The organism is Thauera aminoaromatica (assembly GCF_000021765.1).
GTDB classification, from domain to species: Bacteria; Pseudomonadota; Gammaproteobacteria; order Burkholderiales; family Rhodocyclaceae; genus Thauera; species Thauera aminoaromatica.
Genome location: NC_011662.2, coordinates 3542216 through 3568936 on the forward strand (window position 1 = coordinate 3542216; position 26721 = coordinate 3568936).

Annotated in this window: 20 protein-coding genes; 10 read left to right on the forward strand and 10 right to left on the reverse strand. The window is 70.2% G+C overall.

Annotated features, from left to right (window positions below):
* Positions 1 to 58: 58 nt before the first annotated feature.
* The 3 genes from hflX to TMZ1T_RS15615 form a co-directional block, all read right to left on the reverse strand.
* A complete protein-coding gene (gene hflX / locus TMZ1T_RS15605) occupies positions 59 to 1402 on the reverse strand; it encodes a GTPase HflX (protein ID WP_004309290.1) in 1344 nt (447 codons plus the stop codon).
* A gap of 89 nt (positions 1403 to 1491) precedes the next feature.
* A complete protein-coding gene (gene cueR, locus TMZ1T_RS15610) occupies positions 1492 to 1890 on the reverse strand; it encodes a Cu(I)-responsive transcriptional regulator (RefSeq protein WP_004309288.1) in 399 nt (132 codons plus the stop codon).
* Between the two features lie 258 nt (positions 1891 to 2148).
* Positions 2149 to 4674: a heavy metal translocating P-type ATPase gene (locus TMZ1T_RS15615; RefSeq protein ID WP_012585874.1), complete on the reverse strand. Its 2526-nt coding sequence runs from the start codon at positions 4672 to 4674 to the stop codon at positions 2149 to 2151.
* Positions 4675 to 4966: 292 nt separating this feature from the next.
* Here TMZ1T_RS15615 and TMZ1T_RS15620 point away from each other — a divergent pair, with 292 nt between their 5' ends.
* The 10 genes from TMZ1T_RS15620 to TMZ1T_RS15665 all read left to right on the forward strand — a co-directional run bounded on the left by TMZ1T_RS15620 (position 4967) and on the right by TMZ1T_RS15665 (position 19286).
* Positions 4967 to 6430, forward strand: coding sequence for a lipopolysaccharide biosynthesis protein (locus TMZ1T_RS15620; protein WP_004324858.1), 1464 nt, complete (start codon positions 4967 to 4969; stop codon positions 6428 to 6430).
* 6 nt (positions 6431 to 6436) lie between these two features.
* Positions 6437 to 8422: a hypothetical protein gene (locus TMZ1T_RS15625; protein WP_012585875.1), complete on the forward strand. Its 1986-nt coding sequence runs from the start codon at positions 6437 to 6439 to the stop codon at positions 8420 to 8422.
* Positions 8423 to 8424: 2 nt separating this feature from the next.
* Entirely contained in the window at positions 8425 to 9501 is a 1077-nt protein-coding gene (locus TMZ1T_RS15630; RefSeq protein WP_004324855.1) for a glycosyltransferase WbsX family protein, read from the forward strand.
* A gap of 1 nt (position 9502) precedes the next feature.
* Entirely contained in the window at positions 9503 to 11359 is a 1857-nt protein-coding gene (gene asnB, locus TMZ1T_RS15635; protein WP_012585876.1) for an asparagine synthase (glutamine-hydrolyzing), read from the forward strand.
* Between the two features lie 38 nt (positions 11360 to 11397).
* The gene (locus TMZ1T_RS15640) at positions 11398 to 12369 is read left to right on the forward strand and encodes a glycosyltransferase family 2 protein (protein ID WP_004299576.1); all 972 of its coding nucleotides are present in this window, start codon (positions 11398 to 11400) and stop codon (positions 12367 to 12369) included.
* Between the two features lie 97 nt (positions 12370 to 12466).
* Complete coding sequence (locus TMZ1T_RS15645; RefSeq protein ID WP_012585877.1) at positions 12467 to 13267, forward strand: polysaccharide deacetylase family protein; 801 nt, start codon at positions 12467 to 12469, stop codon at positions 13265 to 13267.
* 9 nt (positions 13268 to 13276) lie between these two features.
* Positions 13277 to 14200: a glycosyltransferase family 2 protein gene (locus TMZ1T_RS15650; protein WP_004299580.1), complete on the forward strand. Its 924-nt coding sequence runs from the start codon at positions 13277 to 13279 to the stop codon at positions 14198 to 14200.
* Positions 14201 to 14243: 43 nt separating this feature from the next.
* Complete coding sequence (locus tag TMZ1T_RS15655) at positions 14244 to 15206, forward strand: sulfotransferase family protein (RefSeq protein ID WP_004299582.1); 963 nt, start codon at positions 14244 to 14246, stop codon at positions 15204 to 15206.
* Positions 15190 to 16092 carry a glycosyltransferase family 2 protein gene (locus tag TMZ1T_RS15660; RefSeq protein ID WP_012585878.1) on the forward strand — a complete coding sequence of 301 codons (903 nt, stop codon included), beginning with the start codon at positions 15190 to 15192 and terminating at the stop codon, positions 16090 to 16092. Before TMZ1T_RS15655 ends, TMZ1T_RS15660 begins: the two co-directional genes overlap by 17 nt.
* Positions 16089 to 19286, forward strand: coding sequence for a sulfatase-like hydrolase/transferase (locus TMZ1T_RS15665; protein WP_012585879.1), 3198 nt, complete (start codon positions 16089 to 16091; stop codon positions 19284 to 19286). The genes TMZ1T_RS15660 and TMZ1T_RS15665 overlap by 4 nt, the downstream gene beginning before the upstream one ends.
* Here the strand turns inward: TMZ1T_RS15665 and TMZ1T_RS15670 are convergent.
* The 7 genes from TMZ1T_RS15670 to TMZ1T_RS15700 are packed head-to-tail and all read right to left on the reverse strand — an operon-like array spanning position 19239 to position 26717.
* Positions 19239 to 20855 carry an ArnT family glycosyltransferase gene (locus TMZ1T_RS15670; RefSeq protein WP_012585880.1) on the reverse strand — a complete coding sequence of 539 codons (1617 nt, stop codon included), beginning with the start codon at positions 20853 to 20855 and terminating at the stop codon, positions 19239 to 19241. The two genes, TMZ1T_RS15665 and TMZ1T_RS15670, sit on opposite strands and share 48 nt — an antisense overlap.
* Positions 20852 to 22558 (reverse strand): hypothetical protein, encoded by a 1707-nt coding sequence (locus TMZ1T_RS15675; RefSeq protein WP_245537127.1) that lies wholly within the window; start codon positions 22556 to 22558, stop codon positions 20852 to 20854. The genes TMZ1T_RS15670 and TMZ1T_RS15675 overlap by 4 nt, the downstream gene beginning before the upstream one ends.
* A 31-nt stretch (positions 22559 to 22589) precedes the next feature.
* The gene (gene rffA, locus TMZ1T_RS15680; RefSeq protein ID WP_004299592.1) at positions 22590 to 23714 is read right to left on the reverse strand and encodes a dTDP-4-amino-4,6-dideoxygalactose transaminase; all 1125 of its coding nucleotides are present in this window, start codon (positions 23712 to 23714) and stop codon (positions 22590 to 22592) included.
* Entirely contained in the window at positions 23711 to 24133 is a 423-nt protein-coding gene (locus tag TMZ1T_RS15685; protein WP_004299595.1) for a GtrA family protein, read from the reverse strand. Before TMZ1T_RS15685 ends, rffA begins: the two co-directional genes overlap by 4 nt.
* Positions 24130 to 24933: a GNAT family N-acetyltransferase gene (locus tag TMZ1T_RS15690; RefSeq protein WP_012585881.1), complete on the reverse strand. Its 804-nt coding sequence runs from the start codon at positions 24931 to 24933 to the stop codon at positions 24130 to 24132. The genes TMZ1T_RS15685 and TMZ1T_RS15690 overlap by 4 nt, the downstream gene beginning before the upstream one ends.
* Complete coding sequence (locus tag TMZ1T_RS15695) at positions 24917 to 25879, reverse strand: glycosyltransferase family 2 protein (protein ID WP_012585882.1); 963 nt, start codon at positions 25877 to 25879, stop codon at positions 24917 to 24919. The genes TMZ1T_RS15690 and TMZ1T_RS15695 overlap by 17 nt, the downstream gene beginning before the upstream one ends.
* Before the next feature lie 19 nt (positions 25880 to 25898).
* The gene (locus TMZ1T_RS15700; RefSeq protein ID WP_012585883.1) at positions 25899 to 26717 is read right to left on the reverse strand and encodes a tetratricopeptide repeat protein; all 819 of its coding nucleotides are present in this window, start codon (positions 26715 to 26717) and stop codon (positions 25899 to 25901) included.
* Positions 26718 to 26721 lie beyond the last annotated feature (4 nt).

A 26721-nucleotide genomic window follows, 5' to 3' on the forward strand; every position in this document is an offset into this window, starting at 1 on the left:
GCCAGTCCGGGCGCATCAGCTCACCGGCAAACGCCACCCTTGCGGTGGCGTTTGCGCGTCAGCGTGTCAGGGCACATTGCGCGCGCAGTCGTTCGACGGTGTCGGGCTCGCCGCGCAGCCTGAAGACCGCCCCTTCGTCCTCCGCCCTTTCCTCCAGCACCTCGCAGTTGGCGTAGATCTCCTTGCGCAGCTGCTGCGCCGACCACGGCAAGAGCAGCTCCGCCTCGACCAGATCCTGCTGGAAGAACGCCACGATCGTCTGCCGCAGCCTGGCCACCTCGTCCGGCCGGCGCGCGCTCATGACGATGCAGCCGGGGTATTTCGCGCGCAGCGCGGCCTCGCATTCGGCCTGCGCCGCAGCGTCGCCGACGTGGTCGATCTTGTTGAAGACACGGATGCGCGGCAGCTCGTCGGCGCCGATTTCCTGCAGGACGCTGTCGGTGACCTCGAGCTGGCGCTCGAAGCCGGGATCGCTGGCGTCGATAACGTGCAGCAGCAGGCCGGCGTCCAGCGCTTCGTCCAGGGTGGACTTGAACGAGGCCACCAGGCCGTGCGGCAGGTTCTTGATGAAGCCGACGGTGTCGCTGACCAGCACGCGCGGCACGCTCTCGGGGTAGAGCGTGCGCACGGTGGTGTCGAGCGTGGCGAAGAGCTTGTTGGCGACCAGCACCTCGCTGCCCGTGAGCGCGCGCATCAGCGTGGATTTGCCCGCATTGGTGTAGCCGACCAGCGCCACGCTGGCCGGGCTCTGGCGACCCTGGCGGCGCGCGCGCTGGGTCTTGCGCTCGGCCTCCATCGCGACGATCTCCAGTTGCAGCTCGGCGATGCGGTCGCGAATCTTGCGGCGATCGAGCTCGGTATGCGACTCGCCCGCACCGCGACCGCCCACGCCGCTGCGCTGCCGTCCCTGCGGCCCGGCGAGCTTGGCGGCTTCGCGCAGGCGCGGCGCCATGTAGCCCAGGCGGGCGATCTCCACCTGCGCCTTGGCCGCGCGCGAGCGCGCGTTGCGGTGGAAGATCTCGAGGATGACCATGGTCCGGTCCATCACCTCGCAGCCGGTCTCGAGCTCGAGGTTGCGCGCCTGCGAGGGCGAGATCTCGTGGTCGACCAGCAGGGCCTCGATCGCGCCGGTGCGCGGCACGGTGTCCGTCGGCGCCGCGTCGAAGCCGGCCTGCGCGGCCACGAACTCGCGGACCTCCTGACGCTTGCCGACCCCCAGATAGCCGGTGGTGTCGAAACCCGCACGCTTCTGGGTGAAGGTGTGGACCACCCGGTAGCCGAGGGTTTTCGCCAGTTCGCGCAACTCGGCGAGCGAAGCTTCGAACTCGGCATCGCTGACGTTGGGGCGTTGCACCGAGGCGACGATGGCCTTCCGGGGTTCGTCGGCGAGGTCTGTTTGCATTCAGGGCGCTTCTATCGAGGGATGAGGGGTGCGATGGTAACCCGCCGCGCCACTGCCCTGCGACGATCGCCGCCCCATCCCCGCGCCGCTCAGCGCCCGCCGCCCGCATCCAGGTCGGTGAGGATGGGGCAATCCGGGCGTGCGTCACCATGGCAATGCGCCGCAAGGGTGCGCAGCGTATCCACCATCCCCTGCAGCTCGGCGATCTTGCGTTCGAGCGCGGCGACGTGCCCGAGCGCGATGCGCTTGACGTCCGCGCTCGCCCGCCCCTGGTCGCGCCACAGCGCGAGCAGGTCGCCGATATCCGCCAGCGAGAAGCCCAGATCGCGCGCACGGCGGATGAAGCGCAGCACGTGCACGTCCTCGCCGGTGTAAGCGCGGTAGCCCACGTCGGTCCGCCGCGCCGCCGCCACCAGGCCGATCGACTCGTAGTAGCGGATCATCTTCGCCGACACGCCGGAGGCGGCGGCCGCCTTGCCGATATTCATGCTGTTCTCCATGTGCCGCTCGCGCCTCCCAGTCGCCGGCATCCAAGCGGAGTGCCCGGCCATGCGATGCACCGACGCCCTGCGCATGCCGCGTAGGAGCGACGCAAGTCGCGATTGCAGCGGCGGAAACACCGCGGCGCGGAGAGGAGCGCCGGATCGCGACTCGCGTCGCTCCTACCCAAACCACCGTGCATCCAAAGCACTGCGACTTCCCGCACGCAGCTTGATGCGCGGCTCGCCGCGGCCCGTGGCCTGCACTCACCCGGCCGTCTGCGGCGCGTCGGCGGCGAAGCGGCGCAGGCGCAGGGCGTTGCCGAGCACGAACACGCTCGACATCGACATCGCCGCCGCGGCGAACACCGGCGACAGCAGCGCGCCGAAGGCCGGGTAGAACACCCCCGCGGCGAGCGGGATCAGCGCGCTGTTGTAGGCGAAGGCCCAGAACAGGTTCTGGCCGATGTTGCGCATGGTCGCGCGCGACAGCGCGATCGCGCGCGGCACGCCCGTCAGGTCGCCCGACATCAGCACCACGTCGGCGCTCTCGATCGCCACGTCGGTGCCGGTGCCGATCGCGATGCCCACGTCGGCCTCGGCCAGCGCCGGCGCGTCGTTGATGCCGTCGCCGACGAAGGCGACGCGACGGCCCGCCGCCTCCCCGTCACCAGCGCGGCCCGCCAGCCTGCGCAGCGCAGCCACCTTGCCGTCGGGCAGCACCTCCGCGACAACCTCGTCGATCCCCGCCTGGCGGGCGATCGCGCGCGCAGTGCGCGCGTTGTCGCCGGTGATCATCGCGACCTTCAGCCCCATGTCGTGGAGCGCCCTCACCGCCGCGACCGAGCTCGGCTTGAGCGGGTCGGCCACTGCAAGGATGGCGGCGAGGCGGCCGTCGATCGCGGCATAGAGCGGCGACTTGCCCTCGTCGGCGAGGCGAGACGCGGTGTCGGCGAACACGCCCGGCTCCAGCCCCAGCCGGCGCATCAGGCGGTCGGCGCCGACCTCGACGCGCTCCCCGCCCACCCGTGCGCGCACACCGTAGCCGGGCTCGGCCCCGAAGCCCTCCGCGGCGGCGATCTCCAGCCCTTCCGCACGCGCCGCGACGACGATGGCCTCGGCGATCGGATGCTCCGAGGCACGCTCGACCGCCGCCACGCATGCGAGCACGTCGGCACGCGCAAAGCCCTCGGCAACCACCAGGTCGGTGAGCTGCGGCTTGCCGACGGTGAGCGTGCCGGTCTTGTCCAGCGCCACCACGGCCGCGTCTCGCAGCAGCTGCAGCGCGTCGCCCTTGCGGAACAGCACGCCCATCTGCGCCGCGCGCCCGGTGGCGACCATGATCGAGGTCGGCGTCGCCAGCCCCATCGCGCACGGGCAGGCGACGATCAGCACCGCCACCGCATTCACCAGCGCGAAGGTGAGCACCGGCACATCCGCCGGAAGCCAGGCGGCCCCGAACAACAGCCAGGCGAGGAAGGTCAGCGCCGCCACCCCCATCACCACCGGCACGAACACCATCGTCACCTTGTCGACCAGGGCCTGGATCGGCAACTTGGCGCCCTGCGCCGCCTCGACCATGCGGATGATCTGCGCGAGCACGGTGTCCGCCCCCACCCGGGTGGCGCGGAAGGCGAAGGCGCCGCGGGTGTTGAGCGTGCCGCCGACCACGGTCGCACCGGCGCCCTTCTCCACCGGCACCGGCTCGCCGGTGATCATCGACTCGTCCACGAAGGACGCACCCTCGACCACCTCGCCATCGACCGCCACCTTCTCGCCCGGGCGCACCTCCACCACGTCGCCCACCGCGACCTCGGCGATCGGCAACTCCACCACCCCGGCGTCGCGCCGCACGCGCGCGGTGCGCGGCTGGATACGCATCAGGCGGCGGATCGCGTCGCTGGTGCGGCCGCGCGCGCGCGCCTCGAGCAGGCGCCCGAGCAGGATCAGGGTGATGATCACCGCCGCGGCCTCGAAATACACATTGACCGTACCCGCCGGCAGCAGCGCGGGCGCGAACAAGGCCACCACCGAGTAGCCCCAGGCCGCCGAGGTGCCCACCGCCACCAGCGCGTTCATGTCCGGCGCGCCGCGCAGCAGCGCGGGCACGCCCTTGCGGAAGAAGCGCAGCCCGGGCCCGAACATCACCGCGCTGGTCAGTACGAACTGCAGCAGCCAGCTCTCGCGGTGGCCGATCGTGGCCATGACCCAGTCGTGCATGCCGGGGATCAGGTGCGCGCCCATCTCGAGCACGAACACCGGCAGGGTGAGCGCGAGCGCGATCCACACCGCACGTCGCAGCGCCGCCTCCTCGGCCGCGGCGTCGGCCTCGCGCACCCCCTCGCCCACCTCCGCCGCCGGACGCGCGCCGAAGCCCGCCTTCTGCACTGCCTCCACCAGGGCCGCGGTCGGCACGCCGCCGGCGAGCTCGACGTGGGCGCGGCGCGCGGCCAGGTTCACATTGGCCGTCACCACCCCGGGCACGCGCTGCAGCACCTTCTCGACGCGGCCCACGCAGGCCGCGCAGCTCATGCCCTCGATGTCGAGCTCGAGGGTGTCGCGCCGCACCTCGTAGCCGGCCTTATCGACCGCGGCGATCAGCGCCGACAGCGGCACCGCCGCCGGAGCCGTCACGGTGGCGGTCTCGGTGGCCAGGTTGACGCTGGCGGCCTGCACGCCCTCGACCTTCAGCAAGGCCTTCTCGACGTGGGCGACACAGGAGGCGCAGTTCATGCCGGCGATGGCGAGGGTGCGCACCGCAGCGGCGGGCGAGACAGTCCGGGGGGTGTTCATGGTGTCCATCCAGTACGGAACCGGGATAGTCCGCACTGTAGACCTTGCCAACGTGGGAAGGTCAACCCGACCTCCGCGGTCGCCACGCCAAGCGGGCTCGTGCCCGTGAAAGCCTGCGCCACCTCGGCCGGCGCCGCAGGTGCGGAGCCCGAGCGAAGTCGCAATCGACCCCGCGCGCCCCTCTTCGCATGCGTCCCGGCGCGTGTAGAGGCCATAATTCACGGCTTGTTCACGCCTTCCCGGGCACAATGCGGGGCAACATTCCGCCCGCTTAGGCCTCGTTCCCATCCAGATGAGTACATCGAACTCGATTCGCAGCGGCATCAAGTGGCTCGTCACCGGCAGCCTCGGCGGTCAGGTGCTTCAGTTCGCCTTCGGCATCGTGCTCGCGCGCCTGCTCGTCCCGGAGGATTTCGGCTTCATCGTCACCATCCAGATCTTCACGGGTTTCGTCGGCCTGATCAGCGGCGGCGGCATGGGGCAGGCGCTGGTGCAGTCCAAAGACGCGCAAGCGCGCGATTTCGACGTGGTGTTCACGGCGCAGTTGCTGATCGGCCTCCTGATCTTCGCCGGCTTCTACGTCGCTGCGCCCTGGTTCGCGCACACCTTCGGCGATGCGCTCTACGCCGACCTCGTCCGCGTCTCGGCGATCAGCTTCCTCCTGCGCCCCTTCGTGAACACGCGTGCGAGTGCGCTGCACCGCGACATGCGCTTCAAGGAGCGCTCCGTGATCGGGCTCGCCGTAGCGGTCCTCACCGGCCTCGCCAGCATCGCGCTCGCGGTGGTGGGCGCCGGCCCGTGGAGCCTGATCCTGTCGGGCATCCTGGGCAGCCTGATCACCCTCGCCATGCTCGACCGCGTGAGCGACCGCCGCCCGCAGCTGTGCCTGGACCTCGAGGTGGCACGACGCTTCGGCGCCTACGGGGTCAAGGTTTCGCTCAACGACCTCGCCGCCTATTTCACCAAGCAGGCCAGCAACGCAATCATCAGCCGGGTTGCGGGGCCCTCGGCGGTCGGTCTCTTCAACAAGGGCGAGAGCCTTGCCTGGCTGCCCTTCTCGACCGTGAGCGCTGCGGTCTACGACGCGGTCTTCCGCGCGATGGCGAAGGCGCAGGACCGCCCCGACGAGGTCAAGTATCTCTTCTATCGCATGATCGGCCTGATGGTCGTCTACACGCTGCCGATCTATATCGGCCTGGCGTGGATGGCGGAGCCCTTCATGCTCTTCGTCTATGGCGCGAAATGGGTTCCGTCCGCCGATCCGCTGCGCATCGTCTCGCTCGCCGGCCTGCTGATCTGCATCGGCCACCCCTGCGGCGCGGTACTCGCGGCGATGAACCGCCTCGGCCGCGAAGTGTGGATTCACATCGCGCAGGGCGTGCTGGTATCCGTCGCGTGCTACTACGGCCTGAAGCACTCGGGCATCAGCGGAGCCGCATGGGGCGTCTTCGCCGGCATCGCCTTCTCCACCCCGGTGATGTACTACCTCGCGACGCGCTGCTTCCCGAGCCGTCTCGGCGACCTGTGGCGCGCGCTCGCGCCCGGCCTCGGCCTCAACCTCATCCTGCTGGCGGTGCTGGCACTCGCCGATGCGGCACTCCCGGCGGACTGGCGTGAAATCCGTCCCGCCCTGTACATGCTGGTCACGGGCGGGTGCGCCGCGATCGCCTACGCCGCCGCCTTCCTTTTCCTTCCGCTCGCCACACTCGCGGACGAGAGCCTGCGCTGGCGCCGTACGCTCCGGCTCGCCCGCTGACGAACCATGAAGCACCTCGACCTCCTGGAGCACTTTTCGGCCGCCGACGGCGGCATCGCCATGCAGTTGCGGGGCGCGCAGCGGCGCCTCGGGTCGCATGACGGCGTCGACATCGTGCGCGACGATTTCGCCGACGAGGCCGCGAGCGCGCTCTTCCTGCGCGTCCAGCGGACCGCCACCGCGGAATCGGTCCGCCTGCGGCTCGCCGGCAACCACTTGTTGAAACGCTGCGCCATCGGCGGCTGGATGTTCGAGCCGACGACACCTGGCGAGGCCGTCTTCTGGGTGCCGCGCCTGCCGGTATGCCGGACCCTGGATGCCGTCGGCCGCATCCGCGCGGAATCACCGGCAACGCTGGCGAACATGGAGATCGGCGGCGGCGAGGTGGCGGCCACGTTCGAGCTCGCACCCGACCAGGTGCTCGATTGTGTCGTCTGGCGGCTGGAGTCCGAGGCGTCGGGCACGGACGGGAGCCGCGCCGCAGACGAGCTGATGACGGCAAGCGCACTCGAGTCCCAAGCTTTCTTCGCATACGCCTCCCATACCGCGACGCGATGCGCGGCGGATTTCTACACGCACATCGTGCACGGCCAGGTCTACGGCGCCTGCTGGGCCTGGCCCAAGAAGCTGAAGATCTGCGACGAGCTCGACGCGCTCGCCCTGCACATGGTCGCCAGCGCCCTCGGCCACAGCACCGGCAAGCGCGTCTACCGCCTGTTGCGCCGCCAGATCGTGCTGGCCGTCCTCTGCCGCCAGGACGCCGACGGCGGTTTCCGGCACGGCGAATGGACCGACGAGTACGAGAGCCACAACCGCCTCATCAATGGCGCGATGCAGTTGCTGGCCACCGAGTTCGCCGCCGCGCCCGAGCCGGCCCTGGAGGGCGCGCTTCGCCGGATCGCGCGCTATCTCGCCGAGCAGGTCGACCACACCGATGCCGGGGCCTGGTTCCTGCACGATTCGCTGGAGCGCTCCGAGGAAGGCATGCGCCACTACCCGCTGGCGTGGGAACGCGGACGCTGGCTGGGCAAGTCGCCGACGAACCTCCTCATCCTCAACACCCACCTCGACTGCATGCTGGCACTCGCCCGCGAGCGCGCGGTGTGCGGCGACGACACCCACGACGGACTGCTGCGCTCCGCCGAGGCCTGCCTGCGCACGGTGATGTCCGCGCGTCCGGCCGACTGGCTGTTCCGCCCGCTGCTCGCGGTGATCGCCCTCTCCTTGCTGCCGAAGGCGGAGCAGGAACAACTGCCGTTCGCGCGCCGCGCCTTGAAGCGGCTCGGCTGGAAATACCTGATTCCGCGCTGGCACCTGATCCGCCGACGCTTTCCACGCCTGCTGATGCCCGCCGGCTACATCGAACGCAGCCTCGGCCAAGCCGATTTCGTGCACCGCTACCACGGGGTGCACCTGATGGATTTCGAACGCCTGCTCGCGTGCGGCGCCGTCGACCCGAAAGACCCTCGGTGGACGTCCATCAGCGACGGCCTGGTCGACTTCGGCGTAAATAGCCGCGTCACCCGACTCTGGAAGGAGACCGCGGCCAGCCGGGACTCGCTCGCATTCTGGGCCGAGGGCTTGTACCGCCGCTGCCTGCGCACGCGCGCGCAGCGCGACCGCGAGCTGCTGGCGACCGCGGTGCTCGACCTGCACGATGCCGGTCTCGGCCTGCCGCCCTCGCTGCTCGGCGCCAACGGCGAGATCGTGCCCGCACAATCGGCCGCGCCCACGCCGTCTGCCGCGGATGCACGCCTCAGGGTGATCAACCTGGGCGCACGCAAGACCCCCTGCCTCCTCGTGGTCAACACCGCCACGACGGACCTGCCGCTTGCCTTCGAGCCGCCGCTCACAGCCGCCCACCCCGGGTGGATGGACGCTACGCGGAGCGTGCCGGCGCGCGGCTGGATCCTGTTGCAGCCCGGCCCGTCCGACGCAGAGCCCGGCCCGGCCTCCTCCTCTCACGCATTCCTGCCTGCACGGCCCCGGTAACGATGAGCAACGCCCGCGCGATCGCCTTCCACCTGCCCCAATACCACCCCACCCCCGAGAACGACGAGTGGTGGGGCAAGGGCTTCACCGAGTGGACCAACACCACCCGGGCGAAGCCCCTCTACCCGGGCCACTATCAGCCGCACCTGCCGGCCGACCTGGGTTACTACGACCTGCGCCTGCCCGAGGCCCGCCACGCGCAGGCCGAGCTCGCCCGCGCATACGGCATCGAGGGCTTCTGCTACTACCACTACTGGTTCGGCGGACGGCGCATCCTCGAGCGCCCGGTCAACGAGATCCTCGCCAGCGGCGAGCCCGACCTGCCGTTCTGCCTGTGCTGGGCCAACCACAGCTGGAGCAACATCTGGCAGGGCGTGGCCGATCGCATGCTGATCGAGCAGACCTACCCGGGCATGGACGACCACCGCCGCCACTTCGAATGGCTGCTCGCCGCATTCCACGATCCGCGCTACATCCGCGTCGACGGCAAGCCGATGTTCCTGATCTACAACCCGCCCGACATTCCCGACGTGGCGCGGGTGATGGACTACTGGCGCGAGCTCGCTGCGCAGGCGGGGCTGCCGGGGCTGCACCTGGTCGCGGTGAATTACCTCGGCGCTGCGGTCGATCCGGCCGACTTCGGCATGGACGCCGCCACCTGGCAGCCCCTGCCGCCCAAGAGCGGCCACATCCCGTGGCGCTACCCGGCCTTGAAGGCGCGCATGCGCATGGCGAAGGGAAAATACAAGCTGACCGTGCTGGACTACGCCCGCATCATGAGCGGTCTGACCCGCGCCAGCCCGCCGCAATTCACCGAGTACCCCACGGTGCTCCCGAACTGGGACAACACCCCGCGCTCGGGTCTCAACGGACTGGTGCTGCACGGCTCGACCCCGGAGCTCTTCAAGACCGTGCTGCGCCGCGGCGTCGACCTGGTGCAGGGCTACCCGGCCGAGCAGCGCATCGTCTTCATCAAGGCCTGGAACGAGTGGGCCGAGGGCAACTACCTCGAACCCGACCAGCGCTTCGGCCACGGCTACCTGCGCGCGGTGCGCGAGGTCCTGCAGGAGACGCGCTGAAGTGTGCGGCATCAACGGGATCTTCGCCTACGCCCCCGCTGCTAACGCAGTGGACCGCGCCGAACTGCTGCGGGTGCGCGACACCATGATCGAGCGCGGCCCCGACGGTGCCGGCGTGTGGACCGGCGACGACGGGCGGATCGGCCTCGGCCACCGGCGCCTCGCCATCCTCGATCTCAGCGCGGCGGGCGCCCAGCCGATGCACTCGGCGGACGGCACGCTGGTGGTCAGCTTCAACGGCGAGATCTACAACTACCCCGAGCTGCGCGGCGATCTCGAGCGCGCCGGCGTCGAGTTCCGCTCCCATTCCGACACCGAGGTGCTGCTGCACCTGTATCGCCGTCACGGTCCCGCGATGGTGGGCCGCCTGCGCGGCATGTTCGCCTTCGCGCTGTGGGACGCGCGGGCGCGCAGCCTGCTGCTCGCGCGCGACCCCCACGGCATCAAGCCGCTGTATTACGCGGACGACGGCAGGACCCTGCGCTTCGCCTCCCAGGTCTCCGCCCTGCTGGCCGGCGAAGGCGTCGACACGCGCCCCGAACCCGCGGGAGCGGTCGGATTCCTGCTGTGGGGCTCGGTTCCGGAACCGTTCACGCTCTACCGCGGCATCCGCCTGCTGCCGGCAGGCTCGACCCTGCTGGTGAACGAAGCGGCCGGCGCCGGCGCGGCGGTACGCTACTGGAGCCTGTCCGCCGCCCTGCAGCGCTCGGTGCAGGCCGCGGCGGCCGTCCCGGCCGGCGGGGAGGCCGCCTTCATGCGCGAACGCCTGCTCGAGAGCGTGCGCGCCCACCTGCTCTCCGACGTTCCGGTCGGTGCGTTCCTGTCCGCAGGGCTGGATTCGTCCACCCTGGTCGGCCTCGCCCGCGAAGCCTCGCCCGCCCGCCTGCGCACGCTCACCCTGACGTTCGACGACCTGCAGGGCACGGCGCACGACGAATGTCCGGCCGCGAGCCTGATCGCCCGCCATCTGGACGTCGACCACACCTGCATCGTGCTCTCTGCGGGCGAACAGGAAGACGAGCTCGATCGCTTCTTCGCCGCGATGGACCAACCGACCATCGACGGCATCAACACCTGGTTCGTGAGCCGCGCAGCACAACAGGCCGGCCTCAAGGTCGCACTCTCGGGCCTGGGAGGGGACGAATTGCTCGGCGGCTACGTCACCTTCGCAGAGCATCCGCGGCTGCGCGCGCGCGCCCACGCCAGCCCCTGGCGGCACGCACCCCGGCTCTACCGCGGCGCCCACCGCCTGCTCGGTGCCCGCCTCGGCTGGCCGCCCAACGCGGCCGGGATCCCGGCTTGCGGCGCCGATCCGGAGGGCGCGTACCATCTGCTCAAGGGCGTGTTCATGCCCTGGGAACTGGACGGCGTGGTCGATGCCGACGTCCTCTGCGAAGGCCTGCAAGCCCTCGCCGAACACGATGCGGCTCACACCGAGGCGCTTGCGGGGCTGAACGACTTCGGCCAGGTCGCCTGCCTGGAGTCGGTGCGCTACATGCGCAACCAGCTGCTGCGCGACACCGACTGGGTCAGCATGTCGCACTCGCTGGAGATCCGGGTGCCGCTGGTGGACCACCTGCTCAGCGAGGCCCTGCTCGGTCTCGCCGCGAGCGGACGCCTCGGCCCGGGCAAGAGCATGCTGCCGCGGACGCTGGCACGCGGCCTGCCCGACGAGATCCTGAACCGCCCCAAGAGTGGTTTCGTCGTTCCCACCTGGCGCTGGCTGCGCCACCATCCGGGGCTCGATGCGTGGAAGTCCTTGCCCGCGCTGCGCCACCCGCGCATGTCCGATGGCCGGCGCTGGGCCTACACGCTGCTGAGCCGCCACCCGGCAGGCAAGGCCCTGATCCGCAACTGAACCAGCTCCGCCCGACCCCGCCCTTCATCGTCCGCCCCATGGAAACCAAGCCCGATCCGATCCCGCCCGCCACCAGCGCACGCATCAGCGTGGTGATGCCCTGCTACAACGCCGCGCCTTTCGTGCGCGAGGCGGTGGAATGCGTGATGGGGCAGACCCGTGGCGACGTCGAGCTCATCGTGGTCGACGACGGCTCGACCGACGCGAGCCGCGACCTCCTGCACGCGCTGGCGGCGGCGCACGGGCCGCGCATGCGGGTGCTGCACCAGGACCGCAAGGGCCCTTACCCCGCGCGCAACCTCGGCCTGCGCCACGCGAGCGGCGGCCTGGTCGCCTTTCTCGACGCCGACGACTACCTGAGCCCCGACTGCCTGGACAAGCTGGCCAACGCCCTCGAACGCACGGATGCGGACATCGCCTACTGCGGCTGGCAGAACGTCGGCGAGGGTGCGCCCGGCACCACGCCCTATGTGCCGCCCGACTATGCGGCGCTCGACACCGCGGCCGAGTTCCTGCGCGCCTGCCCCTGGCCGATCCACGCCGCCCTCGTGCGTCGCGCTGCGATCGACGCCGTCGGCGGCTTCTCGGAGCGCTGCTTCTCGGCGATGGACTACGATCTGTGGCTGCGCCTCTACGCCCACACGCAGAAGATCGTGCGCGTGCCCGAGGTGATGGCCTTCTACCGCTGGCACGGCGGCGGGCAGATCTCGAAGACGCGCTGGAAGCAGGTCCTCGACGCCCTGCGCGTGCGGCGCGACTTCGTCGCCGCGCACCCGGAGCGCATCGCCCACCTGCCCGCCGCCCGCCTGGCCGAGCTGACCGACGGCTACCTGCTGCGCGAGGCCTACCGCGCGTACTGGCGGCGCGAGCTCGACGACGCCCAGGTGCTGCTGCGCGCGGCCCTGCGCGAGGGCGCCTGGGGGGTGCGCGACCTCAAGTACATCCTGCCGGCCCTGCTGCCCGCCCCGCTCTTCCGCCGCCTCGTCGGACTCGCCGGGAGCACCGGATGAGGGCGGCGGCCCAGCCAGCCCGCCAGCATGGGGTCTACCGCAACACCCGCACACCCGCTACCCTGCCGCCCGAATCGCTCCTCTCCGCTCGAACACGATGACGACCTCCCCCGCCCAACGCGTCCCGGTCCTGATGTACCACCGCATCGGCGCTGCACACAACGACTGGGAACGCAAGTACTGCGTGAGCCCGGAAGCCTTTGCGGCACACATGGACACGCTCGCGCGCGCCGGCTGGAAGGCGGTGTCCATCGACGCCTTCTTCGCCTGGCTGGACGGCGGAGCGTCCCTGCCGGAGGGCGCCTTCCTGCTCACCTTCGACGACGGCTTCCGCGGCGTGCACGACCACGCCGGTCCGGTGCTGCGCAGGCTCGGCTGGCCGGCAACGGTCTTCCTGGTCAGCGCGCTCGTCGGCGAGCGCGACGCCTGGTGCGAGAAGCACAATCCGGACGGCCACACCTACCCGCTGATGGATCGCGCACAGATCCTCGCGCTGCGCGCCCAGGGCTTCGCCTTCCACTCCCACACGCGCGACCATGCCGACCTGCCGACGCTCGACGACGCGGCGCTCCAGGCCCAGCTCGCCGGTGCGCGCGACGACCTCGAGGCCCTGCTCGGTGCGCCGGTCGACTACCTCGCCTACCCGTACGGGCGCTACGACGAACGCGTCCTGCACCAGGCGCGGCAGGCCGGCTACCGCGCCGCGTTCTCGGTGCAGCCCGGGTTCAACCGTCCCGAGGTCGACCGCTTCCGCCTGCGCCGGCTCGACGTGTTCGGCACCGACACCCCGGCGATGCTGCGCCGCAAGATCACCCTGGGCAGCAACGACGGCCGCCTGACGGCCGCGCTGCGCTACAACGCCGGCCGGGTCCTCGCCCGGCTCGGCATTCGTCACTGAGGCGGGATCATGGACGGCTCCACGCCCTTCATCACGGTCGCACTGTGCACCCACAACCACGCCGACCGCCTCGCACGCACGCTCGAGACGCTCGCCGACCTGCATCCTCCCGGACGGCCGTGGGAGCTGCTCGTGATCGACAACGGCTGCACGGACGCCACGCCCACGCTGCTCGCGCGCACCGCATGGCACCCCGCGGGGGTTGCGGTGCGGGTGGTGCGGGAAGAACGCCTCGGCTTGTCGAACGCGCGCAACCGCGCGCTGCGCGAGGCACGCGGCGAGTACCTGCTGTTCATGGACGACGACGAGACGCCAGACCCCGAGTGGCTGCGCGCCTATGAACAGGCGATGGAAGCGTTCGAGCCCGACGCGCTGGGCGGCCGCATCGAGGTCTTCTTCGAGGATGGCGTCCGGCCGCGCTGGCTGCAGGACGAGCTGCTCGGCTTCCTCGGCAAGCTCGACCACGGCGAGGCACGCTGGCTGGATGCGCCGGGGACGCCGATCTTCGGCGGCAACTTCGCCTTCCGCCGCGGCGTCTTCGACACCATCGGCGATTTCGACGCCCGCCTCGGACGCATGGGCAAGGCCAACATCGGCGGCGAGGACACCGAGATCTACCGTCGCCTGCTGGCGCACGGCTGCCGGGTGCGCTGGGTTCCGCAGGCGATCATCCACCACCGCATCCAGACCCCGAAGCTGCGCCGCGGCTATTTCCTCGACCTGCACTTCCGCCAGGGACGCACCGAAGGGTCGGCGAAGCGCGGCAGCGGCCGACGCATCCCGCCCCCCTACCTGATCGCGCAATGGCTGCGCGCCCTCGGCCGCGCCGCCGGACTCAGGCTACGCACAGGCGCCGACCATTCGCTGCGGATGGAGATGAACGCGGCCTACTTCTGCGGTTTCCTGCTCGGCTGGATGCGCGACCGCGGCTAAGCCGCCGCAGCGCCCCCCTGTCTCTCTGATTGGACCTGCCCCGATGTCATCGTTCCGGCTGTCGCACCTGCACAAGCTGCTCGACCCCGAGATCCGCGCCAAGAACCTCCAGTGGCTGCGCTGGCGGGCCCGGGAGCTCTACTGGTCGGCCGCCCATCCGGCCATGCCCGACCCGGTCTTCGTGATCGGCTGCTCGCGCTCGGGCACCACCGTCACCTTCGAGACGCTCGCCGCGTCCGGGCAGTACCTGCATTTCGACTACGAGCTGCCGCAGCTCTGGGACGGGCTGTACGGGCCGCTGAACAACGGCTGGGCATCGGAAGCCGCAGGCCCGGAACATGCCGACCACGCGCACCGCGAACGCGCGCTCGCCTACTTCTATGCGCGCCTCGGCGCCGGCCCGGTGCTCGACAAGACCTGCATCAACACGCTGCGCGTGGCCTACCTGCACAAGCTGTTCCCGCGCGCGAAGTTCGTCTTCATCCACCGCGATGGACGCGACAACATCAGCTCGATGATAGACGGCTGGCGGCTGGGCCGTACCGATGGCGGCTTCGGCCTGGAGAAATTCTTCGGCCCGTCGCCGGTGCCGGTGGAGATCAACGGCGGCGAGTTCCGCGAATGGCACTTCTTCCTGCCGCCGGGGTGGCGCGACTACAACCGGGCCAGCCTGGAAGAGGTATGCGCGTTCCAGTGGATCAGCGCCAACCGGCTCGCCCTCGACGCGGCGCGCGACGTGCCGGCGGCGCAGTGGATCCAGGTGCGCTACGAAGACATCTTCGAGCGCCCGGTGGAGATGTTCCGCACCGTGTTCGAACGCCTCGGCCTGCCCTTCGACGCGCGCATGGAGGCCCACTGCGCAGGACTCTCGGGGCGCCCGACCAGCATCGTCAAGGGCACGCCGAAGAAGCAGAAATGGAAGGAGAGCAACCCCGAGGCGATCGCGCGCATCCTGCCGGCGATCGCTCCGCTGATGCGCGAGCTGGGCTATGCGCTCGACGACTGAGCCGACGGTCAGCGTCGTCATCCCGGCCTTCAACGCCGCCTGGTGCATCCGGCGCGCGGTCGACAGCGTGCTGGCGCAGGACTTCACCGATTTCGAGCTGATCGTCGTGGACGACGGCAGCACCGACGACACCGCGGAGGTCCTGCGCGGCTACGGCGACGTGCTGCGCCTCGTCTCCCAGCCCAACGGCGGCATGAGCCGGGCGCGCAACGCCGGCATCCGCCTCGCACGCGGGCGCTACATCGCCTTCCTCGACGCCGACGACCGCTGGCTCCCCGCCAAGCTCGGGCGCCAGGTCGCACTGCTCGATCAGCGCCCGGAGCTGGCCTTCTGCGCCGCGACGGCGAGCCTCGAGGACCCGGACGGCAAGCCAGTCGGCATCTGGGCCTGCCAGGGCGACGGCACCGCCTCGGTGGCCGAGGTATTCGCCGCCCATGCGCTGATCGCGGGGGGCGCCTCGTCGGTGCTCGCGCGACGCGAGCCGGTGCAGGCGCTCGGCGGTTTCGACGAGGCCCTGTTCGGCGCGGAAGATACCGACCTGTGGATCCGTCTGGCCGCATGCGGCGGCTTCGCATGCATCCCCGAGGCGCTGGTGGTGGTACTCAAGCGCCCCGGCAGCGTGAGCCGGAACCGCGCGCGGATGCGCGCCGGCGCGCTGGCGATGACGCGCAAGAACCGTCACCTGCTGCCCGCCGACAAGCAGGGCGCCTACTGGCGCGCACTGTACGCGGGCACGCTGTGCGACTACGCCAAGTGGGCCTGCCGCGAGGGCGATCGCGGCGCTGCGCTCGCCGATCTCGCGCGCGCCTTCGCGTGCGCGCCCATCGGGCGGGGACGACTGATCGCCTCGATCGCGCTCGCCGTGCTCGCCGGAGGACGGCTATGAACGTCGCCACCGCCGCCCGCAGCCTCACCATCCTGATCTGCACGCACAACCGCGCGGACCTGCTCGCACGCGTCATCGATTCGCTCGAGTCCGCCCGCCAGCCTGCCGGCTGGAGTGTCCGCCTGTTCGTCGTGGCCAACGCCTGCACCGACGGCACGCACGAGTTCCTGGCCGGGCGCAGCGACCGCGCGGATCGGCTGGCGCTGTCGTGGATCGCGGAGCCCACGCCGGGAAAGTCGCATGCGCTCAACCGCGCCCTGCCCTTGCTGGAGGACGAGCTGGTCGCCTTCGTCGACGACGACCACCGCGTGGACGCCGACTACCTGCTCGGGGTCACCGCCGCCGCGGAGCGCTGGCCCGAGGCCGATCTCTTCTGCGGGCGGATCGTGCCCGACTGGGACGGCAGCGAGCCGGCCTGGGTGCACGACGAAGGCCCCTATCGCATCTACCCGCTGCCGGTCCCGCGCTACGACCAGGGCATGGAGGACTTCCCCGTCGACCTCGAGGGGCCGATCCCGGGAGGCGGCAATCTCGTCGCCCGCCTGCCGGTGATCGGTGCGACGGGACCGTTCGCGATCGAACTCGGGCCGACCGGACACGATCTCGGCGGATCGGAGGACGCCGACTGGATCCTGCGCGCCTTGCGCAAGGGGGCCCGCCTGCATTACGCACCGCAGATCCTCCAGTACCACTATGTCGATAGCGAACGCCTGACCTTGTCCTACGTCGCACGCAAGGGCTACCAGCGCTCGCAATCGGTCACGCGGGTGCGCGCGGAGTTCGACCGGGTGCCGCGCTACATGTGGCGCAAGGCCGCGGGCTACGCCCTCGGGCTGGCGTTCTCGTGGCGGCTGCAGGCACGGCGCTTCTATCTGGTCCGCCTGGCTTCCTCGATGGGCGAGATCTCCGGCATCCGCGACCGCCACCGGCGCAAGCGCAGGCGTGCGGCACTGCCGATGCTCGGGGCGGAAGCGGGATCGGCGGCCTTGCTGGTGGCCGCCGCGCTCACGCTCGCGCTGGCGACGGTGCTCGCGCGCCACTGGCTGGGCGAAGCCCTGCTCGGCGCCGGCGTGGTGGGCGCGCTGACGAGCGCGGTGCTGGTAGCCAAGTCGGTGCGGGACTTCTCGCGCACCGGGCCGGGCCTGCGCGAAGAGATCCTCGCGCGCTATCGCGGCTACGTCGTCTTCGCCATCGCCCGCCTGGGGCTCGCGGCCCTCGGCCTCGCCGCGTTCTGGGCCTTCCCGGGCACCGCGCTGTGGATCACTGCGGCGGAAGCGCTCGGTCGGGAACCGCCGCTGTGGACGACTGCCGCGGGCGGCGCCCTCACCCTCGCGCTCGCGACGGTGTATGCCGGCTGCCGAGCACTTTCGCAAAACCCGGGCCTGGTGATCGCGTCCTGGCAATATCGTACCGTCCGCATCCATCGCCTGTGGCGCGCGCTGTCGCAGCGCGGTCTCGACCTCATCGCGCGCATCGTGCTGGCGACCGGAATCGGCCTGGTCGGGGCGATCGCGTTGCTGCGCTACCACCAGGGCGGCAGCGCGGACGCGGGGGCCATGCTGCTCGTTACCTGCGGCTACATCGCGCTGCTCGCCTGGGCGATCTGGGAGCCCGACGGCACACACGCCCCCACCCCGCGACGGCGCGCGCGGCGCAACGTGCTGATGATCGGCAGCGATACGCTCCGGGCCGACCGCATCGGCGCGCAACGCGAAGGCGCGTCGATCACCCCGAACATCGACGCGCTGGCCGCACGAGGCACCCGCTTCGGCGCCTGCTACGTCCCCTGCGCGCGCACCGCACCGAGCCTGATCTCGCTGTTCACCGCGACCTGGCCGCACCACCACGGGGTGCGCGACAACTACGTGGCCGGCGCCGAGACGCGGCTCGAAGACAAGACCCTGCCGAACATACTGCGCGCACTGGGCTATCGCACCGCGGCGGTTTCCGACTGGTGCGGCGCCGATCTGGGCAAGTTCGATTTCGGCTTCGACATCACCGATCTGCCCGAGGATCAGTGGAACCTGAAGTACCTCATCCGCCAGGGCCCGAAGGACATCCGCCTGTTCCTGTCGCTGTTCCTGCACAATCGTCTCGGCCGTCACCTTCTTCCCGAGATTCACTACCTCGGCGGCGTGCCCCAGACCGGCATGCTCGGACGCCGCGCGCGACGCACGCTGTCGCGCCTGGCTGCGGGTGACGAACCCTTCCTGCTCAACCTCTTCTATTCGACCACGCATCCGCCTTTCGCATCGGAGCACCCCTACTACACCCGGTTCTCCGATCCTGCCTATTCCGGCGCGTCCAAGTTCGCCATGGCCCGGCTGACCGAACCGTTCGAGATCATCCGCCGCCAGGGCGAGCCGCGCGAGGAGTTCGACCTCGACCAGATCCTCGATCTCTACGATGGCTGCGTGGCCCAGTTCGACGACGAGGTCGGGCGCCTGCTGCGCCAGCTCGACGACAGCGGCCTCGCGGAGGACACCATCGTGGTGCTCTACAGCGACCACGGCATGGAGTTCTTCGAGCACGGCACCTGGGGCCAGGGCAACTCCGCCCTGGGCGACTTCAGCGCGCGCGTGCCGCTGATCGTCGTCGACCCGGCCCGACCGGGCGGCCAGCGCGTCGACCAGGTGGTGCGCAGCGTGGACATCATGCCGACCCTGCTCGATCTGCTCGGTGCGCCCTCGGTCGGCTGCGACGGGGTGTCGCTGCGCCCGGCGATCGCCGATCCGGCGACCGACCTGCACCTGCGCGCGTTCAACGAGACCGGGATCTGGATCGCACCGGTCCCCGGTCTACCCGAAGGACACCTGAGCTATCCCAACCTGCTGGAACTGCTCGACGTTCCGGACATCGCGGCGGGCAGCCTGTCGCTGCGCGAGCGCTACCGCCAGACGGTACTGGTCGCCAAGGACCGCATGGTGCGGGACGGGCGCTGGAAGCTCGTCTACCAGCCGCTCGAGCACGGCAGGCTTCTCAGCCTGTACGACGTCGAGAGCGACCCCGGGTGCACCGCGGACGTCGCGTCCCGGCATCCCGCAGAGGTCGAGCGCCTGTGGGCGCAGCTGCGCGCCTGGATGGCGAACGACCCGGCGCTGCGCGGAGATCCCCGCCTGGACCTGCCGCCGACGCCCGCAGCGACCTCAGCCGCCCGCGCGCCGGAAGCGGATCTCGCGCCCGAGATGCGGTAGCGGGATCACGATCTCCGCATCGGCTGCGGGAACATGATCGCGGTAGCGATGGAGGACGATCCGCTCCGGTGCCTCGGCCCCGCCGGCGGCATGCACGGGAAACTCGGCCACGCGTTCGAAATCGGCTTGCGCGAGCAGCTCGGCAAGCATCTCGAACTCGGGAACGCCGACGATGTCCGGGCGCTCGATCACCACGTATTCGATTCCGTAGCGTCGAATCAAGGCGCGGATGTCGTCGATGCCGGAGACGTGCGAGCTCATGCCGAAGTACTTGTGTACCGCGAGCGAGACCAGGACCTTGTCCGCGCGCAACACCACGGCCTCGCGCGCATGGTCGAGCTGCCGCAGATGGAAGATGAAGCTGCCGTCATGCTTGCCGGCAAACAGCACGGGAGCGCCTGTCCGCCGCTCGTGGACCGCCTGCGCCACCTCGCGATAGCCGTCGATCCGCGGGACCGGCTGCGTCAGCGTTCGCCAGCCCTGGAAAGCGAGCATGACCACGAGCAGGACGAGGAAGCCGTCGTGCGATCGCCGCCCCCGCAGCAGGAACAGCGGACGGGCGGCCAGCACGGCGAGCGCAGGCAGGGCATATAGCGTGTAGCGCGGCGCATTGCCCGCACCGCCGAGCACCAGCGTCATCACCACGTACCAGCACAGCAGCCAGGCGTGGATCAGGGCCAGCCGGCCCTCGCCCTGGCGGGCCGGAAGCAGCGCCCCCGCGAGCGACAGCAGCGCCAGCGGCCAGCCCCAGACCTCGATCAGGGCCCGCGGATAGGTCAGCCAGCGTTCGAGCGAGAGGCGGGCCGCACTTTGTCCGACTTCGACCCGGCTGTCCCCGACGGTGGCCGCGAGGCCGAGATTGCCGAACTTGAGCGCATGCAGCGCGACCAGGGCGATCGCCAGCGCCGCGATCAGATAGGCGGGCACGGCCTGCACGCGCCACAGGGCGGCACGCCGCGACGAGATCAGGCCGTACGCCAGCAGCGCCGGCAGCAGGAGCGCGACGGTCTGCTTGACCGCCAGTGCGGCGGCGATCGCCAACCCGGCCGCGATGGCCCGCGACCATGCCGGGCGGTCGAGATAGCGCTCGAAGGTCCACACCACGAGGACGAGCAAGGCGATCGCCGGCGCCTCGAGCATGACGCTGCGCGCCCAATGGTTCCACTCCGGGACCGCGATGAACAGTGCCGTCGCCATGAAGGCCATCAGGGGGTTCCAGCCCGTGCGCACCCAGTCGAACCACAGCCCGGCGGCGAGCAGGACGAAGGCGAACACGGTCCAGTGCGCAACCGTCTCGCTGACCCCGAAGAGCGCGAAGAAACCGGCCTCGACGAAATAGAAGCCGGGCAGGTACCAGTTGAGCGCGAGCGCAGGATACTGCGCGAAATAGCGCAAGGCGTAGCCCATCGGGTCGTCGAGCGGCAGGTCGCGCAGCAGGTCGAGGATGAACACCCCGCCCATCGCATGCCGCGTCTCGTCGGTCCACCAGAATCCGCTCCCACCCAGCGCGGGCGCGAGAAAGAGCGCGGAGAGGGCGAAGAGGAGCGCACAGGGAAGCCAGGATCTCATGGCGGGGAGCCCTCGGGAGATGGATCGGGAACGGGCAGCGGCCCGAGTTGCTCGAGCACGAAGCCGGTGGTCTGCAGCAGCGGCGCGGCACCGGCCAGGGGCGGATCGCCGACCCGCCGCAGATGGAGCACGCGATGCCCGACCAGGCTGGTGCGCAAGGCCGCGGCATCTCCAAAGCCGGTGCAGAAGCGTACCGGCTCGTGGGCGCGGTCGCGGCGAAGCTCGCAGCGCCCGGGGTTGGTGGGGTCGCCCGCCAGTGCCATGTGCGCATCGGCCGGATAGGCCGGCCCGTAGAAGCGCACCAGGTTGAGGTATTCCTGTTTGACGGACGGGGCTGCGATCAGGATTCCCGGCCGCCCCTCTCCGCCGAACACCTGCGCGCTGATCGCCGCCATCTCCCGGGGGACGTAATCGACGCGCTCGTAGCGCGGCACGAACATCGCCGCACCGAGGCGCTGGATCCGCCAGAGACCCGGTTGCTCGACGAACCAGCCATAGATCGGGGGTCTCGACATCAGGACGAAAACCACCGCCAGGCCGAGGGCCGCGCACCTCTGCCGCGCCCCCAGCACAAAGGTCCAGCCCGCCGCCGACAGCAGGATCAGGGGAGGGACGAGGCCGATCAGCATGCGGGTCTGGACGGCGGAGTCGGAGGCGATCAGCGCCCATGAGGGCAGGCCCGCGAGCAGCAGCCACAGGACGCCGAAACGCACCACCCGCGAGCCGCGGAACCGCGGCAGCGCGAACACGGCCCCGAGCCAGAGCATGCCGCCGGCGACGAACACCAGGTTTCCCGCATGCACCCCCTCGCGCGCGCGCTGTGCAAGGCTTGCGGCGAAGGCCAGATAGCTGCGCGGGTCCGCCAGCGGGTGGAAGACGAACGCATAGGTGGCGTAGCCGAGCAGGGCCGTCCCCCCTGCGAGGACGAAGCGGCGCAGCGTCCGTGCGCGTGCCTCCGCGGCGCCGGCAAAAGGCAGATAGGCGAGCATGAACGCCAGCCAGATCCACACGCTCTCCACCCGCACGGTGTAGCCGAGGAAGGCCAACCCTCCGGAGACCGCCGCCAGCCAGCCCGCGGCCGTGGCGGTCGACGCCAGCAAGGCCCACACCGCCGCAGCGCCGAGCCCGAAGCTGAGCACCTCGCTCACCAGGTTGCCGCTCAGGTAACCATGGACATCGGACAGCACGAACAGAAGGGCACTCGACGCCAGCCCACCGGCCCCGACCGCACCCGGCTCGAGTGCTCGTCCGGCGAGATGGCTCACCCGGCACCAGGCCAGCAGGCCGAGCGGCATGGCGAGGACGAACATCCAGTGGGCGGCCGTGATCGCCGCATCCGTGCTTCCGAACGCGGCGACCGGCGCGCCGAGCAGCGCGATGTGGCCGAGACGGCTCGATCGCCAGAAAGCCTCCGAGTAGCTCTCGTCCTCGGGCCAGGCACCGGCGAGCTGGGCGACGATCTCCTGCGCATTGCGTGCGACATCGACGAGGTAGGCGGTCTCGGCGAAGCGCTTGGCCTGATAGAGGTAGATCGGCGCGTCCCAGTGCACGTCCGCGAGCGGTGCGCGCGACAGCGCGACGAGCAGCATCGCGAGCCCGACCGCTAGCCAGAGTACGCGGGTCCTGCCCGCCACCCGGCCGCGCCCCCCACCCGACGCGCAGCCCCCGCCCGCGCCCGGCAGGCAAGCTCGATGGTGACTCATGCGGATGCGTCGTGCGGGTGGCAGGCGGCGCTCAGAGCGCGGCGAGCACTTGCTGGATGATCTCGGCCTGCGCGTCCTCCATGCCCAGCCACAGGGGCAGCCGCACCAGACGGTCGGCGATGTTCTCGGTGACGCTCAGTTCGCCGTGGGCACGACCGAAGCGGCGGCCCGCCGGCGCATCGTGCAGCGGGATGTAGTGGAACACGCAGTGGATCCCGAGGCCGCGCAGGCGCTCGATGAAGGCCGTGCGTTGCTCCAGCCCCGGCAGCAGCAGGTAGTACATGTGGGCGTTGTGCCCGCAATGTGCGGGGATCACCGGGCGCCGCAGCCTGCCCTGGCGCTCGGCCTCGGCAAACCACTGGTGGTAGGTGTTCCAGATGCCCAGGCGGCGACGGGTGATGCTGTCGGCCTCCTCCATCTGCGCCCACAGGAAGGCGGCGATGAGTTCTCCGGGCAGGTAGGACGAGCCGATGTCCACCCAGGTGTATTTGTCCACCTGGCCACGGAAGAACTGGGAGCGGTTCGTGCCCTTCTCGCGGATGATCTCCGCGCGCTCGGCGCGCCCCGGAGCATTGACCAGCAGGGCGCCACCCTCGCCCGAGATGATGTTCTTGGTCTCGTGGAAGGAGAGCGCCCCCATGTGCCCGATCGCGCCGAGCGGCCGGCCCTTGTAGCTCGCCATCACCGCCTGCGCGGCATCCTCGACGACGAGCAGGTCGTGGCGGCGGGCGATGTCCATGATCGTGTCCATCTCGCAAGCGACGCCCGCGTAGTGCACCGGCACGATCGCGCGCGTGCGCGCGGTGATCGCCGCCTCGATCAGACGCTCGTCGATGTTGAGCGTGTCCGGGCGGACGTCGACGAACACCGGCACCGCGCCCCGCAACACGAAGGCATTCGCGGTGGACACGAAGGTGTAGGCCGGCATGATGACCTCGTCGCCCGGCTCCAGGTCGGCGAGGATCGCCGCCATCTCGAGCGCGGCGGTGCACGAATGGGTCAGCAAGGCCTTGGAGGCACCGGTACGCGCCTCGAGCCAGCGCGAGCACTGGCGGGTGAAGTTCCCGTCGCCCGCAAGGTGGCCGTTGGCGTGGGCCTGGGCGATGTACCAGAGTTCCTTGCCCGTCATGTGGGGCTTGTTGAAGGGGATGTTCATGGCTGCGGCCCGGTCGAGTGCGAGTGAGGAACGGAATTCGGACGGAAGACCCAAAACTTCTGCAGAAGAAACAGCAGGATCGCGAGCACGACGATCGACACGCCCTGGACGAGCTGATGGGGATGGCCCATGCGGTCGACCAGCACCATCAGCGCGACCAGGTTGAGCAGGTAACCCGCTGCGTAGGAGAGACAGTAGCGCACGAACGCCGGCCCGTGCATCCCGCCGTGACGGAAGGACCAGCGCTTGTTGAAGACGAAGGTCTGCACCACCCCGAGCAGATAGAGCACGCTCATGGCGAGCTTGGCCCCGACGCCTGTCGCCGTCAGCGCGAGATATGCCAGGTAGAGCACCACGTTCGATGCCAGCCCCACCGTCGCGTAGCGGACGAACTGGCCCAGGGTGGCTTGCGCGCTCATGCAACCCGAACCCTGTGGAAAGTCATCGAGGGCGCCGGGAAGCTGAAGCCGAGACGCGCATAGAGGTTGAGCACCCGATGGTTGCGCGCCACGATGCTGGTACGCACCCGGGTCGCCCCTTCGAGGCGCGCCTGGTTCATCATCGCGCGCCAGGCGCGCAAGCCGTAGCCCCTGCCCTGCCGCTGCGGCACGACCGCGTTGAGATGCCAGTAGCAGGTGCCGTCGGCAAGCTGCTCGGTGACGAAGAAGGCGACCAGTTCGGCCCCTTCGCGCACGGCATGGAGGCGTTGCGAGGGATGCTCGAGGCTGCTGCGCACCCAGTTCTGGTAGCGCAGGTCGCCAAGCCGCGATGGCAGCCGCGGGTCGACGTGGAAACGTTCGTTCCGGAAGGCGCCTCCCGCCACCTCGACGATTTCCTCCAGATCTTCAGGTCGCGCTCGTTCGACCACCAGTCCCTGTGCATCGCGCGGCCCGGCCGACTGCAGGTCGCCGAACTCGGGCTGGAAGACCATCTCGATGAAACGAAAGCCGACCTCCTCGAGCAGCATCGATTCGCGCAGCCGATCATGGGGGAGCCGGCAGCTCGCCAGCCCCACGCCCCCGACCTCGCATGCGGCGACGAAGGGCGCCAGATCCGCCGCGCTGGCGCCCGTGCGGGCTTCGATGCGCGACACCTGCACCACCGGATGGCCGAATACCGCCGTGTCCCAGGGGGCCTCCGCCCATTCGAGGCGGAGCTCAGCCGTGTCGATGCGGCCGTGCAGGGGGTGGGAGGGGGCGGCTTCAGCAGCACTGGTCATGGACAGTCTCCGTGTCGCCCTGCGCAGCGGTGGAGGATCGCAGCGCATAGGGCGGACGCTCCATCGAGCGGAAATGCATCCTCGCCAGGTACTCCCCGAAGATCCCCAGCGCGAACAGCTGGACGCCCGAGAAGATCGCGATGATCGAGGCCAGGAAGGGGAATCCGGGCACCGCGCTTCCGTCGACGAGATAGCGCAGGAGCACGTACAGGAGCACCAGGAAGCCCATCGACCCGAAAGCCAGTCCGAGCACGCTGGCGACCTGCAGCGGCAGGACCGAGAAGCCGGTCATCATGTTGATCGCATGATTGATGAGCTTGCGCAGGGTGTAGCCGGAATCGCCGACGGCACGCTCGTCCTGGCGGACGAGAACGGAGCCGAAACGCGTCGTGCCCCAGGTGAGCAGCACGTCGATATTGACCGACGGGCTGCGGTAGGCCGCGAAGGCCTCGCGCAGGCGGGCGCGGAAGACGCGGAACGCGCTCACCTTGCTCGCCGACTCCACGCCCATCGCCCCCTGCAGCGCGAGCTTGGTGATCCTCGAGGCCTGGTCGCGCAGGAAGCCGTGCGTCTCGGCCTGTGGCGAACCATAGACGACGTCGTAGCCTTCATCCAGTCTGGCCAGCAGGCGATGGATCTCTTCCGGCGGATTCTGCAGGTCGTCGTCCAGCGTCACGACGAGCTCGCCGCGCGCGGCCCGAATGCCGCACAGCAGGGCGTTGTGCTGGCCGTAGTTGCGCGCCAGGCGCAGGCCGAGCACGCGGGGATCGGCCGCAGCCAGCTGCTCGATGACGCTCCAGGAGTCGTCGCCGCCGCAGTCTTCCACGAGGATGATCTCGAACGGCCGGCCGATCTGCTCGAGCGCGCCGACGAGCCGTCGATGCAGTTCGGGCAGCATGGCCTGCGAGCGATAGACCGGAACGATGGCGGAAATATCGATGGACATGGTCGTCTTCAGGGGGCGGTCAGGGTTTCTGCGGCTCGCCGAACGACTCGCGCCAGCGCTTCTGGATCTCCGCCGGGGGACAGAACCGGCAGCCTTGGGAAGCGCCCTCGGCGGTGCCGGCATCCTGGTCGACCTGCGCCGCCGAACGCGCCGCGGTCGCCGCCTCCTGCGTCACTGTCGCCTCGGTGGTGGCCGGAGCGGCGTCTGCAGGCTCCGCCTGCGACGGCTCGTCGGGCGCTGCCGGCTTCGGTGCGGGCGGGCGCACCAGCGGCGGCAGCTCGACGCCGAACTCCTCGCCCATCTTGCGCAGCCGAAAGTCGTTCGGCGAAAGCTTCAGGGCCGTGCGGACGACCTCGGCCGCCTTGGCGCGCCGATCGGTCGCCCGGTACAGGGTGGCCAGCTGCGCGGCCGCCCGTGCATGGCGGGGGTCCAGTTGCAGGGCATTGAGCAGGGCGGACTCCGCCTCGATGTGCTGCTTGCCGTAGTACTGGGCCCAGCCGCGCAGGAAATAGACCTCCGGCATGAGGAAGTGCGACCGTGCCGCATGGCTGATGATGTAGCTGGTCTCGTTGACGATCGAACCGACGTAGCGCTCGCGCTCCTTCTGCGAGGCGGAGCCGACCACCTTGTTCTCCCACTGCATCCCGAAGCAGAAGTGATGGAAGTGGAAGTATTTCTGCGGATTGTTGGCCGCCTGCCAGGCGGCATTGTTCTGGTTCTGCAGGCGCTGCACGCACCAGGCGCGCAGCGCCTGGTAGTCAGCCTCCGTTCCGGCGCTCGCGCCCGTCATCGCGATCGACCCGGCAAGCAACACGGCTGCTCGCAGCACTTTAACCATCATC

Excerpts from the sequence above, each read along its gene's own strand:
- cueR (WP_004309288.1), bottom strand. The coding sequence starts at position 1,890 with ATGAATATCGGCAAGGCGGCCGCCGCCTCCGGCGTGTCGGCGAAGATG.
- rffA (WP_004299592.1), bottom strand. The coding sequence starts at position 23,714 with ATGAACATCCCCTTCAACAAGCCCCACATGACGGGCAAGGAACTCTGG.
- TMZ1T_RS15645 (WP_012585877.1), top strand. The coding sequence starts at position 12,467 with ATGACGACCTCCCCCGCCCAACGCGTCCCGGTCCTGATGTACCACCGC.
- TMZ1T_RS15665 (WP_012585879.1), top strand. The coding sequence starts at position 16,089 with ATGAACGTCGCCACCGCCGCCCGCAGCCTCACCATCCTGATCTGCACG.
- TMZ1T_RS15660 (WP_012585878.1), top strand. The coding sequence starts at position 15,190 with ATGCGCTCGACGACTGAGCCGACGGTCAGCGTCGTCATCCCGGCCTTC.
- hflX (WP_004309290.1), bottom strand. The coding sequence starts at position 1,402 with ATGCAAACAGACCTCGCCGACGAACCCCGGAAGGCCATCGTCGCCTCG.
- TMZ1T_RS15615 (WP_012585874.1), bottom strand. The coding sequence starts at position 4,674 with ATGAACACCCCCCGGACTGTCTCGCCCGCCGCTGCGGTGCGCACCCTC.
- TMZ1T_RS15695 (WP_012585882.1), bottom strand. The coding sequence starts at position 25,879 with ATGTCCATCGATATTTCCGCCATCGTTCCGGTCTATCGCTCGCAGGCC.
- TMZ1T_RS15650 (WP_004299580.1), top strand. The coding sequence starts at position 13,277 with ATGGACGGCTCCACGCCCTTCATCACGGTCGCACTGTGCACCCACAAC.
- TMZ1T_RS15685 (WP_004299595.1), bottom strand. The coding sequence starts at position 24,133 with ATGAGCGCGCAAGCCACCCTGGGCCAGTTCGTCCGCTACGCGACGGTG.
- TMZ1T_RS15690 (WP_012585881.1), bottom strand. The coding sequence starts at position 24,933 with ATGACCAGTGCTGCTGAAGCCGCCCCCTCCCACCCCCTGCACGGCCGC.
- TMZ1T_RS15620 (WP_004324858.1), top strand. The coding sequence starts at position 4,967 with ATGAGTACATCGAACTCGATTCGCAGCGGCATCAAGTGGCTCGTCACC.
- TMZ1T_RS15655 (WP_004299582.1), top strand. The coding sequence starts at position 14,244 with ATGTCATCGTTCCGGCTGTCGCACCTGCACAAGCTGCTCGACCCCGAG.
- TMZ1T_RS15670 (WP_012585880.1), bottom strand. The coding sequence starts at position 20,855 with ATGAGATCCTGGCTTCCCTGTGCGCTCCTCTTCGCCCTCTCCGCGCTC.
- TMZ1T_RS15700 (WP_012585883.1), bottom strand. The coding sequence starts at position 26,717 with ATGGTTAAAGTGCTGCGAGCAGCCGTGTTGCTTGCCGGGTCGATCGCG.
- TMZ1T_RS15630 (WP_004324855.1), top strand. The coding sequence starts at position 8,425 with ATGAGCAACGCCCGCGCGATCGCCTTCCACCTGCCCCAATACCACCCC.
- TMZ1T_RS15640 (WP_004299576.1), top strand. The coding sequence starts at position 11,398 with ATGGAAACCAAGCCCGATCCGATCCCGCCCGCCACCAGCGCACGCATC.
- TMZ1T_RS15625 (WP_012585875.1), top strand. The coding sequence starts at position 6,437 with ATGAAGCACCTCGACCTCCTGGAGCACTTTTCGGCCGCCGACGGCGGC.
- TMZ1T_RS15675 (WP_245537127.1), bottom strand. The coding sequence starts at position 22,558 with ATGAGTCACCATCGAGCTTGCCTGCCGGGCGCGGGCGGGGGCTGCGCG.